The following is a 14,742-nucleotide window of genomic DNA, read 5'->3' as shown; positions in this document are numbered from 1 at the left end:
GGTTGCCCCTCGAAGCGATGGCACGGCGTTTGCGCCATTGCCCGCGGCCCCTGCCGGGGCCCGTCCACCAGAACACAGGAGAACAACTTGAACTTCCATCGCCTTTCCCCGCTGGGCTGCGCCGTCGCCGCCGCGCTCGCCTGCGCCCTGCCCGTGGCCGCGCATGCGCAGGCCTGGCCCGCCAAGACGATCCGCTTCGTCGTGCCCTTCTCGGCCGGCGGCGCCAACGACCTGATGGCGCGCTCGGCGGCCGAAGGCGCGGCCAAGGTGCTGGGCCAGCCGGTGGTGATCGACAACCGGCCCGGTGCGGGCGGCTCGCTCGGCGCCGACCTGGTCGCCCGCAGCGCGCCGGACGGCTACACCTTCCTGATCAGCGCAGCCGGCGTGATCTCCAACAGCATGATCAAGAAGTCCATGCCCTTCAAGGACGAGGACCTGGTGCCGGTGGCGATGATCGGCCTCGCGCCCTCGGTGGTGGTGGTACCCAAGTCGGCGCCGTACAACAACCTGCGCGACTTTGTCGAGGCCTCGAAGAAGGGCGCGGGCTTCAACTTCGCCACCGCCGGCACCGGCAGCACGCCGCACTTCGTGGCCGAGATGCTGAACGTGAAGTACGGCGCCAAGCTGCAGCCCGTGCCCTACAAGAGCGGCTCGGAGAGCACCACGGCCGTGCTCGGCGGCCAAGTCGAAGGCACCTCCGAGGCCAGCATCATCGCCTTGCCGCACATCCGCGGCGACGGCAAGTTCAAGGCCCTGGCCACCACCTGGACGCAGCGCATCTCGGCCTACCCGCAGTTGTCGACGGCCGTCGAGCAGGACTTCCCGGACCTGCAAATCGCGCACTGGGCCGGCCTGCATGCGCCGCGCGGCACGCCCGACGAGATCCTCGACAAGGTCGCCGCCGCCGTGGACAAGGCCATGCGCGAGCCGGCCACGGTGGAGAAGCTCAAGGGCCTGGGCATCGAGCCCATCGGCGGCACGCGGCAGGAGTTCGTGAAGTTCACCGATGCCGAGCGCAAGCGCCTGGGCGAGATCGTCAAGGCCGCCCAGATGCAGGAAAAGTGAGCACGCCAGCAATCCGCCCATCCGCCACGACCCACTCCTGCAGACAGAACATGAACACCAAACAGCAACTGCGTGCACTGGCCGAGGCCCGCCGCGGCGTCATCGTCCCGGGCGCCTTCAACGCCCTGTCGGCCCGGGTCATCGAAGACCTGGGCTACGAGGCGATTTACGTCACCGGCGCCGGCGTCACCAACATGTGGTTCGGCCTGCCCGACCAGGGCTTCGTGGGGCTGGCCGAAATGGCCGACCACACCGCGCGCATCCGCGACGCGGTGCGGCTGCCGCTGATCGTCGATGCCGACACCGGCTTCGGCAACGCGCTCAACGTGCGCCACACGGTGCGCACGCTGGAGCGCGCCGGCGCCGACTGCATCCAGTTCGAGGACCAGGTCGCGCCCAAGCGCTGCGGTCATTTCTCGGGCAAGGACGTGATCGGCACGGACGAGGCGGTCGGCAAGATCAAGGCCGCGGCCGATGCCAGGCAGGATCCGGACCTGCTGATCCTGGCGCGCACCGACGCCTGCGCGGTGCATGGTTTCGAGGCGGCGATCGAGCGCGCCCAGCGCTTTGCCGAAGCCGGCGCCGACATCCTGTTCGTCGAGGCCGTGACCAGCGCCGAGGAGATCCGGGCGCTGCCGCAGCGCCTGCGTCGGCCCCAGCTGATGAACATGGTGGTCGGTGGCCGCACGCCGATCTTCGGCGCCGAGGAGCTGGCCGGGCTGGGCTACGGGCTGGTGCTGTATGCCAACGCCGCGCTGCAGGGCGCGGTGGCCGGCATGCAGAAGGCCCTCACCGCGCTGCGCGACGACCGGCGGCTGGAAGAAGACCCGGCGCTGGTCACTCCTTTCGCCGAACGCCAGCGGCTCGTCAGCAAGCCCGAATGGGATGCGCTCGAGCGCCGCTACGCCTGACGCGGGCGCTCAGCCCTTGCGCCCGCCCATCACCAGCAGCAGCCCGCCGACCACGATCGCGCCGATGCCGGCCCACATCGGCACGTTGACGCGCTCCTTCTCCTTGGCCGAGATCTCGAGCGGGCCCAGCTTCACGACGGTCGTGTCCTTGGTGTAGCTGAAGCCGCCGTAGACGAGGCCGAGGCCGCCCGCGACGATGAGGACGATCGCGATGATTCGGGTGGCGTTCATGTGTCTTCCTCCGGGGTTGCGATGCTCGCCACTCTACCGCCGATGCGCGGCCCGGCCGCGCTCACGGCCTGCCGTCCGACGCGAGCGCCAAGGTCATGAACACGCTGTGCGGATCCTCGCCGTAGTCGGCGAAAGGTCCGCAGCGGGTGAAGCCGGCGCTTTCGTAGAGCCGCTGTGCCGGCGCGAAGGGCGCTGTCGCACCGGTCTCCAGGCTCAGGCGTTCATAGCCGCGGGCGGTCGCCACCGAAATGATGTGCGCGAGGATCGCCCTGCCCGCGCCCCGTCCTCGATGCGCCTCGGGCGTGCGCATGGACTTCAGCTCGCCATGCGTGGCGTCCAGTTCCTTCAGCGCGCCGCAGCCGAGCAGCAGGCCAGCCTCGTCCCAGGCCGACCAGAAGGTGATGCCGGGCTGGCGCAGCTTGTCCAGGTCGAGCGCATGCACGCTCTCCGGTGGCGACCAGGCACGCATGCTCTGCAGGTGCTCCTCGAGCAGGGCGTGGATGGCGGGGCGCGAAAGGTCGTCGTGTTCGATGTGCATGGGGTCTGGGGGTGGGCCTTTTGTGGTGCTGAGCAAGCCGCGTGCCTTGCCGCTCAGCGCGGGTTCAGGCGCTGCTGCATGAAGTCGATGAACACGCGCAGCTTGCGCGACACGTGGATGCGGCTCGGGTGGTAGAGGTAGAAGCCCGGGAAGGTCGGCCACCAGGCCTTGAGCAGCGGCACCAGCCGCCCGGCCGCGATGTCGTCCTGCACCTGCACCTCGAACGCACAGGCGATGCCGGCGCCGGCACGCACCGCGGCCAGCAGCACGTCGCCGTCGTTGGTCAGCAGCGGGCCGGTGGTCTCGATGTCAAAGTCGCGGCCCTTGTGCGAGAACTCCCAGCGATAGACGCTGCCGCCCAGCCGCACGTTGATGCAGCGGTGCGCCTTCAGGTCTTCGGGCGTGCGCGGCGGCGTGCGGCCTTCGAGGTAACGCGGTGCGGCCACGGTCGCGATGCGGCGCCGGCCGCCCAGCGGCACGGCCACCACGTCCTGCGCCAGGTTTTCGCCCAGCCGGATGCCGGCATCGAAGCCGTTGCCCACCAGGTCGAGCAGCGCGTTGTCGCAATGCATCTCCAGCGTGATGTCCGGGAAGGCCTCGTTGAATTCGATCAAATGCGGCAGCACGAGGATCTCGGCCGCGGTGCGCGACAGGTTCAGGCGCAGCAGGCCCACCGGGCGTTCGCGGCTTTCGTTCACCGCGTCGATCGCGGTCTCGAGCGCCGACAGCCCAAGCTGTGCATCCGACAGGAAGCGCTGGCCGATCTCGGTCACGCCGACGCGGCGCGTCGAGCGGTCGAGCAGCCGCACGCCGAGCCGGCCCTCGAGCGTGCGCACGGTCTGCGACAGCGCCGAAGGCGACACGCCAAGCTCCGCCGCCGCGCGCGTGAAGCTGGCGTAGTGGGCCACGCGCGCGAAGGCGGCGATGGCGGGAAAGAGCTCGGATGACACGCGGGGATTATGAAGCGCAGCTTCATGCCGCATGCGGCGCCATGCCATTTATCCGGGGCTGCATCGGGACTACCGTTCGTTCTTCACCTCTTCCCTCTTCAGGACATCCCATGCGCAATCTCTCCGGCAAGGTCGCCCTCGTCACCGGTTCGTCCAAAGGCATCGGCGCCGGCATCGCCAAGCGCCTGGCGGCCGACGGTGCCTCGGTCGTCGTCAACTATTCGCGCAGTGCGGAAGACGCCGAGCTCGTGGTCCAGGCCATCGCCGCCGCGGGCGGCCAGGCCTTCGCGGTGCAGGCAGACCTCAGCCGGCCCGAGGACATCCAGCCGCTGGTCGATGCGGCCGTGCAGCGCTTCGGGCGGCTCGACATCCTGGTCAACAACGCGGGCGTCTACCAGGTCGACTCGCTGGACTCGATCACTGCAGAGAGCGTCGACATGCACTTCAATCTCAACGTGCGCGGCCTGCTGCTCGTGACGCAGGCGGCCGCACGCGTGCTTCCGCCCGGCGGCGTGATCGTCAACATCAGCTCGGGCGTGGCCACGAGTCCGCAGCCGATGGTGCATGTTTATTCCGCCACCAAGGGCGCGGTCGACACCTTGACCCGCACGCTGGGCACGGCACTGGGCGCGCGCCGCATCCGCGTGGTCGGCATCGCGCCGGGCTTCGTCGCGACCGAAGGCAATGCCGAATCGGCCGCGGCCATGGCCGAGCACCTGGTGGGCAAGACGCCACTGGGCCGGGTGGGGCAGCCCAGCGACATCGCGGCCGCGGTCTCGTATGCGGTGTCGGAAGATGCGGCCTGGGTCACGGGCACCACCCTCGATGTCGCGGGCGGGCTGGTGTTCTAGGCCCTGCACGCCAGACCCGCCGCGCGAGGCCTGGCGCTCACGGCCCAGACGAGCAGCGCCAGCAGGCTCACGCCCGCGCCGAGCACGCACACGCCGGACCAGCCCGCCTGCGCATACACCGCGGTCGAGGCGATCGCGCCGGCGCCGCTGCCCACCGCGTAGAACAGCATGTAGCAGCCGATCAGCCGGCCGTGCGCCGCAGCGGGCCGCTGGAGGATCAGGGCCTGGTTGGTCACGTGCAGCGCCTGGCACGCCGCATCGAGCAGCAGGATGCCCAGCACCAGCCAGCCGAGCGAGCGCTGCATCAGGGCCAGCGGCAGCCAGCCGAGCAGCAGCAGGGCCAGCGACACGCCGCTGGTGCGCTGCGCCCAACCCCGGTCGGCCCAGCGGCCCGCCCGGCCGGCCAGCACCGCGCCCACTGCGCCCAGCAAGCCGAAGGCGCCCACGGCCGCGTGCGACAGCGACCAGGGCGCGGCCGTGAGCGGCAGGGCCAGCGCGCTCCAGAAGATGCTGAAGGCCGCGAACATCAGCAGGGCCAAGGTGCCGCGCAGCTGCAGCACGCGGTCGGTGCGCAGCAGGTCCAGCGAGGAACGCAGCAGCCGGCCGTAGGGCAGGCGTTCGACCACCGGCGCCTGGACCGGAAGCCGGCGCCAGATGCAGGTGCCCAGCAGCGCCATCACGGCCGCCGAGCCCAGGTACACGCCGCGCCAGCCGACCAGGTCGGCCACGACGCCCGACCAGACCCGCGCCAGCAGCAGCCCGATCACCACGCCGGACTGCGCGGCGCCCACAACGCGCCCGCGCTCGTGCGCCGCCGCGCTGCTGGCCGCGTAGGCGATCATCCCCTGCGTCATGGCCGTGCCCAGCAGGCCGACGCAGAGCATGCCGGCCATCAGCGCGATGCCGCCGCGCGCGGCCGCCACGCCGACCAGGGCCAGCACCAGCGCCATGAGCTGCGCGCGCGCCAGCCGGCGCCGATCGTGCTGGTCGCCCAGCGGCACCAGCAGCAGCAGGGCCAGCACCGAGCCGGCCTGGGTGGCCGTCACGACACCGCCGACGGCAGCCTGCGACAGGCCGAAGTCCGAGGCCAGCGTGTCGAGCAGCGGCTGGGCGAAATACACGTTGGCCACGCTGGCGCCGCTGGTGCCGGCGAACAGCGCGACCAGGCTGCGCGGCAGGGGCCGAGCGTCATTGGGAGAGAGAGGCAAAGACATCGATTTAACTGGTTTCGTTTTTAAACCAACTGAAGCATAGCTTATGAGTTTTAAAATGCAACCAGTGCGCGGCCAGGCGGCGGCGCTGTTTTGGAAAAACCTCGACATGGCCGAACGCAAACGAATGAACACCGCGACCTGCCCGGTCGCCCGCGCGCTGGACCTGGTCGGCGACCGCTGGTCGCTGCTGATCGTGCGCGACGCCTTCGACGGCGTAAGCCGCTTCAGCGACTTCCAGGCCAGCCTGGGCGCTGCCCGCAACATCCTCGCGAGCCGGCTCAAGGCGCTGGTGCAGGAGGGCATCCTCGAGAGCCAGCCCGCGGCGGACGGCTCGGCCTACCAGCAGTACGTGCTGACGCCCCGGGGCCAGGCGCTGTTCCCGGTGATCGTCGGGCTGCGGCAATGGGGCGAAGGCCAACTGTTCGCGCGCGGCGAGCGCCGCTCGCGCCTGGTCGACCGCGAGAGCGGCCAGCCGGTCGCGCGGCTCGGGGTCGAGAGCGCCGACGGGCGCCCGCTGCAGTTCGATGACGTGCAGGTGGTGGGCAAGTAGGTCGCTTGCCAGAAGCCCCGGCCGGTGCTGCAATGGCGCCGATCATGGACACACTGCTCGCGCTCCTGGCCCGCCTGTTCGCCACCGTGGCCTTCGGCTTCGTCTTCTACTGGCCCGGCTGGGCCATCCTGAAGCTGGTCACCTGGGGCCGCTATCCCCGCCGGCTGCGCTCGGCCGAGGGGCTGGACGATGCCCACGGCATCAGCGCCATCGGCTTCGCCAGCTGTGGGCTGCTGGTGGCCATCGCCTGGAAACTCGTCGCCTCATTCCACTGAGCGTGCCGTGATCCACCAGCAGGCGGCGTCGTAGCGCACCTCGTCGCCCCGCACGAAGGGATCGAAGGCCTGGCGCACCGTGTCGACCAGGCGCGTGCGGGTCGCTTCGTCGGCATCCTCGAGCACCAGCCCCAGCGGCCCCAGGCCGGTGAAGTAGCGCACCAGATCGGCCTCCGGCAGGCTGCAGCCGACGTCGATCGGCTCGATCGCGATCCCGCCCCATCCGCTGCCGCGCAGGATCGCCTCCACGCGATCGCGCTCGGCAAAGGCGAACTGGCCCGGCGCATCCGGTTGGCGCGGCGGCAGGGCCGGCAGCAGCGGCGCGGCCGCGCGCTCGGCGGTGGTCATGAAGGGGTTCTGCTCGGCCGAGCGCCAGGCGATCAGGCGCAGTTCGGCGCCGGGTCGCGCGGCCCGGCGCAGGTTCATGAAGGCCGCGACCGGGTCGTCGAAGAACATCACGCCGAAGCGCGAGACCAGCAGGTCGAAGCGGGCCGGCGCGAAGGCCTGGGTCTGGGCATCGCCGCAGAGGAAGTCGGTGCGCGCGCCCGGCCCGGCCCGCAGGCGCGCCGCGGCGACCATCGGTTGGGAGATGTCGACGCCCGTGCAATGCGCGGACGGGCCCAGCCGGCGCGCGATCGCATGCGTGGTGGCGCCGGTGCCGCAGCCCACGTCGAGCACGGCCTGCGCCGCCACGGCGGCCGCGGCGTCGACGAGCATCGCTTCGAAGGGGGCGAACATCCGGTCGAGCATGGCCTGGCCCTCGACCCAGGCACGGCCGGCGCGGCCGTTCCATAGCGCGGCCTGCACGCTCCCGGTGGGTGATGTCTTCATGTCGCACTCCTTTGGATCTGTCGAAGGCTAGACTTTGCAACTTCAAGTCGACTTGAGGTCAAGAGATGAATGCACTGGACATCGGCGAGGTCGCGCGGCGCTCCGGTCTGCCCGCCTCCACCTTGCGTTTCTACGAGAGCAAGGGGCTGATCGCCTCGGTGGGCCGCCAGGGCCTGCGGCGGCTGTTCGATGCCGATGTGGTCGAGCGGCTGGCGCTAATCGCGCTCGGCCGCGCGGCCGGCTTCTCGCTCGATGCGATCGCCCGGATGTTCGCGCCCGACGGCCAGCCCCGGATCGACCGCCAGCTGCTGCGCGACAAGGCGCAGGAACTCGACCGCACCATCCGCCGGCTTGGCGCCATGCGCGACGGCCTGCGGCACGCCGCGGCTTGCCGCGCGCCCAGCCACATGGAATGCCCGAGCTTCCGCCGCATCCTGCGCGCGGCCGAGGCCGGTGCCATCGGGGGTCGCGCCGCCACGACGTGAGTGAGCGCTCAGTGTAGACTGCCAGGTTTTTCGATCGGCGGGAGGGGGTGCACGTGTCACAGCGCACAAGTTTCACCGGCTCGGCGCTCGTTCGCTTGCTCGCTCGACTGACGGACATCGACGTTCCCGACGCCAAGCGGTCCTTCTCGGACCGATTGAGCCAATGGTTCGGCTGGACCGACGACATCTCGCTGTCCACCGTGATGAACGGGAGTCCGGCCCCGGCGCCATCGAGCGCGCGCGCGTCCACCGGCAGCGCGGAGGAAGCGGAGTTCGCACGCGTGCGGACGGCGCTGGTGCTGGCCATTGCCGACAAGAACGCCTTTCCCCACGCCGACGCCGCCATGGACACCACCGCCGACTTCACGCCCCACCGCCGGCGCTACCTCGCCCGGCAACAGGCGATGGAGACGCGCATCGCGCCGCTGCGCGCCCATGTGCGCACCCGGCTGGCCGCCAGGTCGCCGGCCATGGCCCAGCTCGCGGCCCTCGACGTGGTGATGGAACAGGTGCTGGGCCCGAAGGAACACAGCCTGCTCGCGACCGTGCCCACGCTGCTGGGCAAGCACTTCGAGCGGCTGCAGAAGGCCCACCAGGCACAAGTGGCCGCGCAGGCGGCCCAGGCCGAGCGCGCCGAACGCGCGCTGCAGGACGACGCGCCCGACGAACACCACGACTACGACCAACTCCGCCTTCCCGCCGCCCACTGGCTGGACGTGTTCGGCAAGGACATGCACGCCGTGCTGCTGGCCGAGCTGGACATCCGATTGCAACCGGTCGAGGGGCTGCTCGAAGCCCTTCGCGCCCGCTGACAGACCACATGACCCGATCCCTTCCCGATCTCTCCAAATACGCCGCTTTCTTCGTGGGCCTGGCCGCCGTCTGCTGGGTCGGCCTGGGCTACATCGGCACCAACCCGCTGGCGCTGCTGATCTCGCTGCTGATCGCCGCCTTCTACGTGATGGGCGCGCTGGAACTGCGCCGCTACCGGCAGGCCACCGGCACGCTGGCGCAGGCCGTGGCCGACCTGCCGGCGGCCCCGGCCAGCCTGACCGCCTGGCTCGAGCCGCTGCACCCCTCGCTGCGCAACGCGGTGCGCCTGCGCGTCGAAGGCGAGCGCATCGGCCTGCCCGGCCCGGCGCTCACGCCCTACCTCGCGGGCCTGCTGGTGCTGCTGGGCATGCTGGGCACCTTCCTGGGCATGATGGTCACGCTCAACGGCACCGGCTCGGCGCTCGAGAGCGCGACCGACCTGCAGGCCATCCGCGCCTCGCTGTCGGCCCCGGTCAAGGGCCTGGGCCTGGCCTTCGGCACCTCGCTGGCCGGCGTGGCCGCCTCGGCCATGCTGGGCCTGATCTCGGCGCTGTGCCGGCGCGACCGGCTGCAGGCCGCGCAGCTGCTCGACACCCGCATCGCGACCGTGCTGCGCCCCTTCTCGCTTGCGCACCAGCGCGACGAATCCTTCCGGCTGCTGCAGGCCCAGGGCCAGGCGCTGCCGGTGCTGGTCGACCGGCTGCAGGCCATGATGGGCGCGATGGAACGCCAGGCCCAGGCGCTCAACGACGGGCTGATCGACAACCAGCAGCACTTCCATGCCAAGACCGAAGCCGCCTACGCCGGCCTGGCCGCCTCGGTCGACCGCTCGCTCAAGGAGAGCATGACCGACAGCGCCCGGCTGGCGAGCGCAGCCATCCAGCCCGTGGTCGAGGCCACGATGGCCGGCATCGCGCGCGAGACGGCCGCCCTGCACGACACCGTCGGCCACAGCATGCAGCAGCAGCTCGACGGCCTCACGCGCCGGCTCGAGACCGGCACCACCACCGTCGCCGGCCTCTGGCAGGCCGCGCTCGCCGGCCACCAACAGAGCAGCGCGGCGCTGGCGCAGGACCTGCGCGACACGCTGGGCCGCTTCACCGAGACCTTCGAGCAGCGCTCGGCGGCGCTGGTGGACGGCGTCTCGACCCGCCTCGAACACACGGTCGGCGGCCTGTCCGCGCATTGGGAGGGCGCGCTGGCGCAGCACGAGCGCGTGAGCCAGGGCCTGTCGGGCGACACGCAGCGCGCGCTGGCCGCCGCCTCGGCCACCTTCGAGCAGCACGCGGCCGCGCTGCTGCGCAGCGTCGACAGCACCCATGCCGAACTGCAGGCCGGCCTGGCCGCCGGCGACCAGCAGCGGCTCGCCGCCTGGACCGCTTCGCTGGAAGCCATGGCCGCCGCGCTGCAGCAGCAGTGGCTGCAGGCCGGCGAACGCAGCGAACGCCAGCAGCAGGCCATCTGCGACACGTTGGTGAAGACCGCGACCGAGATCTCCGCCCAGACCGAAGCGCAGGCGAAGAACACGCTCGCAGAGATCGGCCAGCTGATGCAGGCCAGCGCCGAAGCGCCACGCGCGCTGACCGCCGCCTCGGCCGCCTTCGAGCAGCACGCGGCCTCGCTGCTGCGCACGGTCGACACGGCCCACACCGAACTGCAGGCCGGCCTGGCCGCCAGCGACGAACAGCGGCTCGCCGCCTGGACCGCTTCGCTGCACACCATGGCCGCATCGCTGGACCAGCAGTGGCAGCAGACCGGCGAACGCAGCGCGCGCCAGCAGCAGGCCATCTGCGACACGCTGGTGCAGACCGCCACCGAGATCTCCACGCAGACCGAAGCGCAGGCAAGGAACACGCTCGCCGAGATCGGCCAGCTGCTGCAGGCCGCGTCCGAAGCACCGCGCGCATTGACCGCGGCATCGGCCGCCTTCGAACAGCATGCGGCCTCGCTGCTGCGCACGGTCGACACGGCCCACACCGAGCTGCAGGCCGGCCTCGCCGCCAGCGACCAGCAGCGCCTCACGGCCTGGACCGGCGCGCTGGAAGCGATGGCCGCCTCGCTGCAGGCGCAATGGGACCAGACCGGCGAGCGCAGCGAGGCCCAGCAGCAGGCGATCTGCGACACGCTGGCGCGGACCGCCACCGAGATCTCGGCCCAGACCGAAGCCCATACGAAGAGCACCATCGCCGAGATCGGCCAGCTGGTGCAGCTGGCCTCCGAGGCCCCGCGCGCCGCGGCCGAGGTGATGACCGAGCTGCGCCAGAAGCTCAGCGAGGGCATGGCGCGCGACAACAGCATGCTCGAGGAACGCAGCCGCATCCTGGGCACGCTCGAGACCCTGCTCCAGGCGGTCAACCATGCGTCCACCGAACAGCGCGGCGCCATCGATGCGCTGGTGTCGACCTCGGCCGAGCTGCTCGAGCGCGTGGGTGCGCGCTTCACCGACCAGGTCGGCACCGAGGCCGGCAAGATGGCCGAGGTGGCGGCGCAGATCACCGGCAGCGCGGTCGAGGTCGCGAGCCTGGGCGAGGCCTTCGGCTTCGCGGTGCAGCTGTTCTCCGAATCGAACGACAAGCTTGGCGCCCAGCTGCAGCGCATCGAGGCCGCGCTGGGCAAGTCGCTCACGCGCAGCGACGAGCAGCTGGCCTACTACGTGGCGCAGGCGCGCGAGGTGATCGACCTGAGCATCCTGTCGCAGAAGCAGATCGTCGAAGACCTGCAGCAGATCGCCAGCCAGCGCATGGCCGCGGGCAGCGAAGCGTGATGAGCGAGGACATCGAAGCCGAGGTCGAGCCGGCGGTGCCGGTCTGGGCCGTCTTCGGCGACCTGATGTCGGGCCTGCTGGGCGCCTTCGTGCTGATCCTGGTGGGCGTGATCGGCATGCAGCTCGACCTCACGAGCCGGCTCGAGGCCGAGGTCAAGCAGCGCCAGGCCGAAGCGCAGCGCCTGCAGACGCTGGAGCAGGCGCTCGCGGGCCCGCTGGCCGCCGGCCGCGTGACGCTGACCAACGGCCGCATCGGCATCAGCGGCAACGTGCTGTTCGACCTCAACTCGGCCGAGCTGCAGCCCGAGGGCCGGCAGCTGCTCAAGAGCCTGGCCGAGCCGGTGGCCGCCTACCTGCGCTCGCGCGACGAGATCCTGATGGTCAGCGGCTTCACCGACAACCGGCAGGTGCGCGGCGGCAACCGGCAGTTCGCCGACAACTGGGAGCTCTCGGCCCAGCGCGCGCTGACCGTGACGCGCACGCTGATCGAGGAAGGCCTGCCCGCCGCCTCGGTCTTCGCCGCGGCCTTCGGCGCCGAGCAGGCGGTGGCCTCGAACGCCGATGCCGACGGCCGCTCGCGCAACCGGCGCGTGGAGATGGCGCCCACGCCGCGGCCGTCGAGCGCGGTGGCGGCGAAGAAGCCGTGAACGAAGAAGACGTCGGTGCCCGGCTGGCCGCCTGGCGCGCGGAAGGCGCGCACCGGCTCGACCCGGTGCGCTTCCGGCTGATCGAGGCCATGGCCCGGCGGGCGGCCGAGCACAGCGGCGCGGCGCGCGAGGGGCTGGACCGGCGGCTCGAAGCCCTGGTCGCGGCCTATGCGCTGCGTACCGGGCAGGCGGCCGTCGCACCGCCACCTGCCAGCGTCGCGGCCCCGGGCGCACTCGCCGCGCTGAGCGCGCAGCTCGCCGAACATGCCGCGGTCGACGCGCACGCACCGGGCAGCCTGGGCGGCGCGCCCGAGCTCAAGACCCTGGGCTACTTCCGCCAGACCTGGACCCGGCTCAATGCCGACCGCCAGCTCACGCAGTCGCTGGCCAAGGTGCCCGAGAACGCGGGCCCGCTGAATTCGCACCACCTGGTGCACCGCTCGCTGCTGCTGATGCGCGAGCTCTCGCCGGCCTACCTGCACCGCTTCATGGGCTATGTCGACACGCTGATGTGGGTCGAGCAGGCGCACACCCAGGTCGCCACGCCGAGCCCGGAGGCGCCGCGCGCCCCGGCACGCAAGAGCGCGCGCGCCAAGGCGCGCTGACGGCCGCTCAGGCCAGGACCCGCAGGCCCGCCGCGCCCGCTTCGGTGTGCCCCACCACGGCCGCCTGCGCGAAGCCCTCGTCGCGGAACGCCTGCAGCACCGCCGCCACGGTCTCGGGCGCACAGCTCACGAGCAGGCCGCCCGAGGTCTGCGGATCGCTCAGCAGGTTCTGCGCCGTCGCGGGCAGGCCCTCGGCCAGCACCACCTCGGCGCCGTAGCCCTGCCAGTTGCGGCCCGAGGCGCCAGTCACGAAACCGTCGGCCGCCATGGCTTCGACGCCATCGAGCAGCGGCACCTTCGACCACTCGATCACGGCCGTGAGCCCCGCGCCGCGCGCGAGTTCGAGCGCGTGGCCCGCGAGGCCGAAGCCGGTCACGTCGGTCAGCGCATGCACGCCGTCGAGCTGCGCCAGCGCGATGCCCGGCGTGTTGAGCTTCGTGGTCGTGTCGATCATCTGCCGGTAGCCGGCTTCCGACAGCTTTTCCTTCTTGAGCGCCGCCGACAGCACGCCCACGCCCAGCGGCTTGCCCAGCACCAGCAGGTCGCCGGGTTGCGCGCCCGCGTTGCGGCGCACGCGCTCCGGGTGCACCAGGCCCATCACGACCAGGCCGTAGATCGGTTCGACCGAATCGATGGTGTGGCCGCCGGCGATCGGGATGCCGGCCGCACGGCACACGTCCTGGCCGCCGCGCACGATCTCGCCGATCACCTCGATCGGCAGCTGGTTGACCGGCATCGCGACCAGCGCCAGCGCCATGATGGGCTTGCCGCCCATCGCATAGACGTCGCTGATCGCGTTGGTGGCGGCGATGCGGCCGAACTCGTAGGGGTCGTCCACGATCGGCATGAAGAAGTCGGTGGTGGCGATCAGCGCCTGCGTGTCGTTGAGCTTGTAGACCGCCGCGTCGTCGGCGGTCTCGATGCCGACCATGAGCTCGGGCGGGATGAAGCCCGCGTGGCTGTTGCGGAGGATTTCCGACAGCACCCCCGGCGCGATCTTGCAGCCGCAGCCGCCGCCATGGGAAAAACTGGTCAGGCGCAGCGGGGCGAGCGGGTTCATGGGCGTGGGGTTCATGCGGGGATTATCGAAGGACGAAGGCTTCCTACAATGGTCCGCCCCCCGTCCTGCAAGCCCACAAAGGTAAACCCCATGAAGACTTTCGCCCGGCTGACGCTCGCTTTCTCTGTCTCCCTCGCCGCCTGCGGCGCCTTTGCCCAGACCCAGGTGCTGCGCGTGTCGGCCATCCCCGACGAGGCACCCACCGAGCTGCAGCGCAAGTTCACGCCGCTGGGCGACTACCTCAAGAAGGAGACCGGCCTGGACGTGCAGTTCACGCCCGTGACCGACTACGCGGCGGTGGTCGAGGGCCTGGCGACGAACAAGATCGACCTGGCCTGGCTGGGCGGCTTCACCTTCGTGCAGGCCCGCATCCGCACCAACGGCGGCGTGGTGCCGATCGCGCAGCGGGCCGAGGACGAGGTCTTCACCAGCAAGTTCATCGTGCCCATCGACAGCACGGCCAAGTCGGTGGCCGACCTCAAGGGCAAGACCTTCGCCTTCGGCGCGCCCTCCTCCACCTCGGGCAGCCTGATGCCGCGCTACTTCCTGCTGCAGGCCGGCATCAACCCCGAGAAGGACTTCAAGACCGTTGCCTTCTCCGGCGCGCACGACGCCACCGTGGCCTTCGTGGCGGCCAACCGCGCCGAGGCCGGCGTGCTCAACGCCTCGGTCTGGGACAAGCTGGTGGAGGCCAAGAACCCCAATGCCGCCAAGGTGCGCGTGCTCGCCACCACGCCGACCTACTACGACTACAACTGGACCGTGCGCCCGGGCCTGGACCCGGCGCTGCAGAAAAAGCTGACCGAGGCCTTCCTCAAGCTCGACCCGGCCAACCCGGCGCACAAGCCGATCATGGACCTGCAGCGCGCGAGCAGGTTCATCGCCACCAAGTCTTCCAACTACGACGGCATCGAGACGGCGGGCAAGTCCGCCGGCCTGATCAAGTGACCCT

The 14,742-nt window shown here is 71.0% G+C and carries 17 protein-coding genes; 11 read left to right on the top strand and 6 right to left on the bottom strand.

What is annotated here, in order from left to right:
• Positions 1-111 precede the first annotated feature (111 nt).
• Together A9977_RS33475 and A9977_RS33470 are read left to right on the top strand one after the other, a co-directional pair.
• Positions 112-1,065, top strand: coding sequence for a tripartite tricarboxylate transporter substrate binding protein (locus A9977_RS33475; protein WP_183029284.1), 954 nt, complete (start codon positions 112-114; stop codon positions 1,063-1,065).
• A 50-nt stretch (positions 1,066-1,115) separates the two neighbouring features.
• On the top strand, positions 1,116-1,976 hold the full coding sequence (locus A9977_RS33470; protein ID WP_183029203.1) for an oxaloacetate decarboxylase: 861 nt from the start codon (positions 1,116-1,118) through the stop codon (positions 1,974-1,976).
• 9 nt (positions 1,977-1,985) lie between these two features.
• On the opposite strand, the gene A9977_RS33465 is transcribed toward A9977_RS33470, so the two are convergent.
• The 3 genes from A9977_RS33465 to A9977_RS33455 all read right to left on the bottom strand — a co-directional run bounded on the left by A9977_RS33465 (position 1,986) and on the right by A9977_RS33455 (position 3,695).
• The gene (locus tag A9977_RS33465) at positions 1,986-2,207 is read right to left on the bottom strand and encodes a hypothetical protein (protein ID WP_183029201.1); all 222 of its coding nucleotides are present in this window, start codon (positions 2,205-2,207) and stop codon (positions 1,986-1,988) included.
• 61 nt (positions 2,208-2,268) lie between these two features.
• On the bottom strand, positions 2,269-2,745 hold the full coding sequence (locus A9977_RS33460) for a GNAT family N-acetyltransferase (protein ID WP_183029199.1): 477 nt from the start codon (positions 2,743-2,745) through the stop codon (positions 2,269-2,271).
• Positions 2,746-2,798: 53 nt separating this feature from the next.
• Entirely contained in the window at positions 2,799-3,695 is an 897-nt protein-coding gene (locus tag A9977_RS33455) for a LysR family transcriptional regulator (RefSeq protein ID WP_310936243.1), read from the bottom strand.
• 110 nt (positions 3,696-3,805) lie between these two features.
• Here A9977_RS33455 and A9977_RS33450 point away from each other — a divergent pair, with 110 nt between their 5' ends.
• Entirely contained in the window at positions 3,806-4,546 is a 741-nt protein-coding gene (locus A9977_RS33450; protein ID WP_183029197.1) for an SDR family NAD(P)-dependent oxidoreductase, read from the top strand.
• Here A9977_RS33450 and A9977_RS33445 read toward each other — a convergent pair.
• A complete protein-coding gene (locus A9977_RS33445; protein WP_183029195.1) occupies positions 4,543-5,760 on the bottom strand; it encodes an MFS transporter in 1,218 nt (405 codons plus the stop codon). The two genes, A9977_RS33450 and A9977_RS33445, sit on opposite strands and share 4 nt — an antisense overlap.
• A gap of 106 nt (positions 5,761-5,866) precedes the next feature.
• Between A9977_RS33445 and A9977_RS33440 the strand changes: the two genes are divergently transcribed.
• Both A9977_RS33440 and A9977_RS33435 read left to right on the top strand, forming a co-directional pair.
• Positions 5,867-6,310, top strand: coding sequence for a helix-turn-helix domain-containing protein (locus tag A9977_RS33440; RefSeq protein ID WP_183029282.1), 444 nt, complete (start codon positions 5,867-5,869; stop codon positions 6,308-6,310).
• Between the two features lie 44 nt (positions 6,311-6,354).
• A complete protein-coding gene (locus A9977_RS33435; RefSeq protein WP_183029193.1) occupies positions 6,355-6,585 on the top strand; it encodes a hypothetical protein in 231 nt (76 codons plus the stop codon).
• On the opposite strand, the gene A9977_RS33430 is transcribed toward A9977_RS33435, so the two are convergent.
• On the bottom strand, positions 6,574-7,416 hold the full coding sequence (locus tag A9977_RS33430) for a class I SAM-dependent methyltransferase (RefSeq protein ID WP_183029192.1): 843 nt from the start codon (positions 7,414-7,416) through the stop codon (positions 6,574-6,576). The genes A9977_RS33435 and A9977_RS33430 overlap by 12 nt on opposite strands.
• 65 nt (positions 7,417-7,481) lie before the next feature.
• Between A9977_RS33430 and A9977_RS33425 the strand changes: the two genes are divergently transcribed.
• The 5 genes from A9977_RS33425 to A9977_RS33405 all read left to right on the top strand — a co-directional run bounded on the left by A9977_RS33425 (position 7,482) and on the right by A9977_RS33405 (position 12,730).
• Positions 7,482-7,901, top strand: a complete 420-nt coding sequence (locus tag A9977_RS33425) for a helix-turn-helix domain-containing protein (protein ID WP_183029190.1) — start codon at positions 7,482-7,484, stop codon at positions 7,899-7,901.
• A 95-nt stretch (positions 7,902-7,996) separates the two neighbouring features.
• Positions 7,997-8,713 (top strand): DUF3348 domain-containing protein, encoded by a 717-nt coding sequence (locus tag A9977_RS33420; RefSeq protein WP_220812277.1) that lies wholly within the window; start codon positions 7,997-7,999, stop codon positions 8,711-8,713.
• 8 nt (positions 8,714-8,721) lie between these two features.
• Positions 8,722-11,478, top strand: coding sequence for a DUF802 domain-containing protein (locus A9977_RS33415; protein WP_183029186.1), 2,757 nt, complete (start codon positions 8,722-8,724; stop codon positions 11,476-11,478).
• Positions 11,478-12,125 (top strand): OmpA family protein, encoded by a 648-nt coding sequence (locus A9977_RS33410; RefSeq protein WP_183029184.1) that lies wholly within the window; start codon positions 11,478-11,480, stop codon positions 12,123-12,125. Before A9977_RS33415 ends, A9977_RS33410 begins: the two co-directional genes overlap by 1 nt.
• On the top strand, positions 12,122-12,730 hold the full coding sequence (locus tag A9977_RS33405; RefSeq protein ID WP_183029182.1) for a DUF2894 domain-containing protein: 609 nt from the start codon (positions 12,122-12,124) through the stop codon (positions 12,728-12,730). Before A9977_RS33410 ends, A9977_RS33405 begins: the two co-directional genes overlap by 4 nt.
• A gap of 7 nt (positions 12,731-12,737) precedes the next feature.
• Here A9977_RS33405 and selD read toward each other — a convergent pair whose 3' ends face one another.
• Positions 12,738-13,805: a selenide, water dikinase SelD gene (gene selD / locus A9977_RS33400; RefSeq protein ID WP_183029180.1), complete on the bottom strand. Its 1,068-nt coding sequence runs from the start codon at positions 13,803-13,805 to the stop codon at positions 12,738-12,740.
• Positions 13,806-13,880: 75 nt separating this feature from the next.
• Between selD and A9977_RS33395 the strand changes: the two genes are divergently transcribed.
• The gene (locus A9977_RS33395) at positions 13,881-14,738 is read left to right on the top strand and encodes a putative selenate ABC transporter substrate-binding protein (RefSeq protein WP_183029178.1); all 858 of its coding nucleotides are present in this window, start codon (positions 13,881-13,883) and stop codon (positions 14,736-14,738) included.
• Positions 14,739-14,742: the final 4 nt, after the last annotated feature.

This window comes from Variovorax sp. UMC13, from assembly GCF_014170375.1.
Classification (GTDB): Bacteria; Pseudomonadota; Gammaproteobacteria; order Burkholderiales; family Burkholderiaceae_C; genus Variovorax.
Note: the sequence above shows the minus strand (reverse complement) of the source record. Positions and strands in the feature narration are given on the sequence as shown.

Coding starts and splice junctions, on each gene's coding strand:
- A9977_RS33470 (WP_183029203.1), top strand. CDS start 1,116: ATGAACACCAAACAGCAACTGCGTGCACTGGCCGAGGCCCGCCGCGGC.
- A9977_RS33465 (WP_183029201.1), bottom strand. CDS start 2,207: ATGAACGCCACCCGAATCATCGCGATCGTCCTCATCGTCGCGGGCGGC.
- A9977_RS33460 (WP_183029199.1), bottom strand. CDS start 2,745: ATGCACATCGAACACGACGACCTTTCGCGCCCCGCCATCCACGCCCTG.
- A9977_RS33450 (WP_183029197.1), top strand. CDS start 3,806: ATGCGCAATCTCTCCGGCAAGGTCGCCCTCGTCACCGGTTCGTCCAAA.
- A9977_RS33445 (WP_183029195.1), bottom strand. CDS start 5,760: ATGTCTTTGCCTCTCTCTCCCAATGACGCTCGGCCCCTGCCGCGCAGC.
- A9977_RS33440 (WP_183029282.1), top strand. CDS start 5,867: ATGGCCGAACGCAAACGAATGAACACCGCGACCTGCCCGGTCGCCCGC.
- A9977_RS33435 (WP_183029193.1), top strand. CDS start 6,355: ATGGACACACTGCTCGCGCTCCTGGCCCGCCTGTTCGCCACCGTGGCC.
- A9977_RS33430 (WP_183029192.1), bottom strand. CDS start 7,416: ATGAAGACATCACCCACCGGGAGCGTGCAGGCCGCGCTATGGAACGGC.
- A9977_RS33425 (WP_183029190.1), top strand. CDS start 7,482: ATGAATGCACTGGACATCGGCGAGGTCGCGCGGCGCTCCGGTCTGCCC.
- A9977_RS33415 (WP_183029186.1), top strand. CDS start 8,722: ATGACCCGATCCCTTCCCGATCTCTCCAAATACGCCGCTTTCTTCGTG.
- A9977_RS33410 (WP_183029184.1), top strand. CDS start 11,478: ATGAGCGAGGACATCGAAGCCGAGGTCGAGCCGGCGGTGCCGGTCTGG.
- selD (WP_183029180.1), bottom strand. CDS start 13,805: ATGAACCCCACGCCCATGAACCCGCTCGCCCCGCTGCGCCTGACCAGT.
- A9977_RS33395 (WP_183029178.1), top strand. CDS start 13,881: ATGAAGACTTTCGCCCGGCTGACGCTCGCTTTCTCTGTCTCCCTCGCC.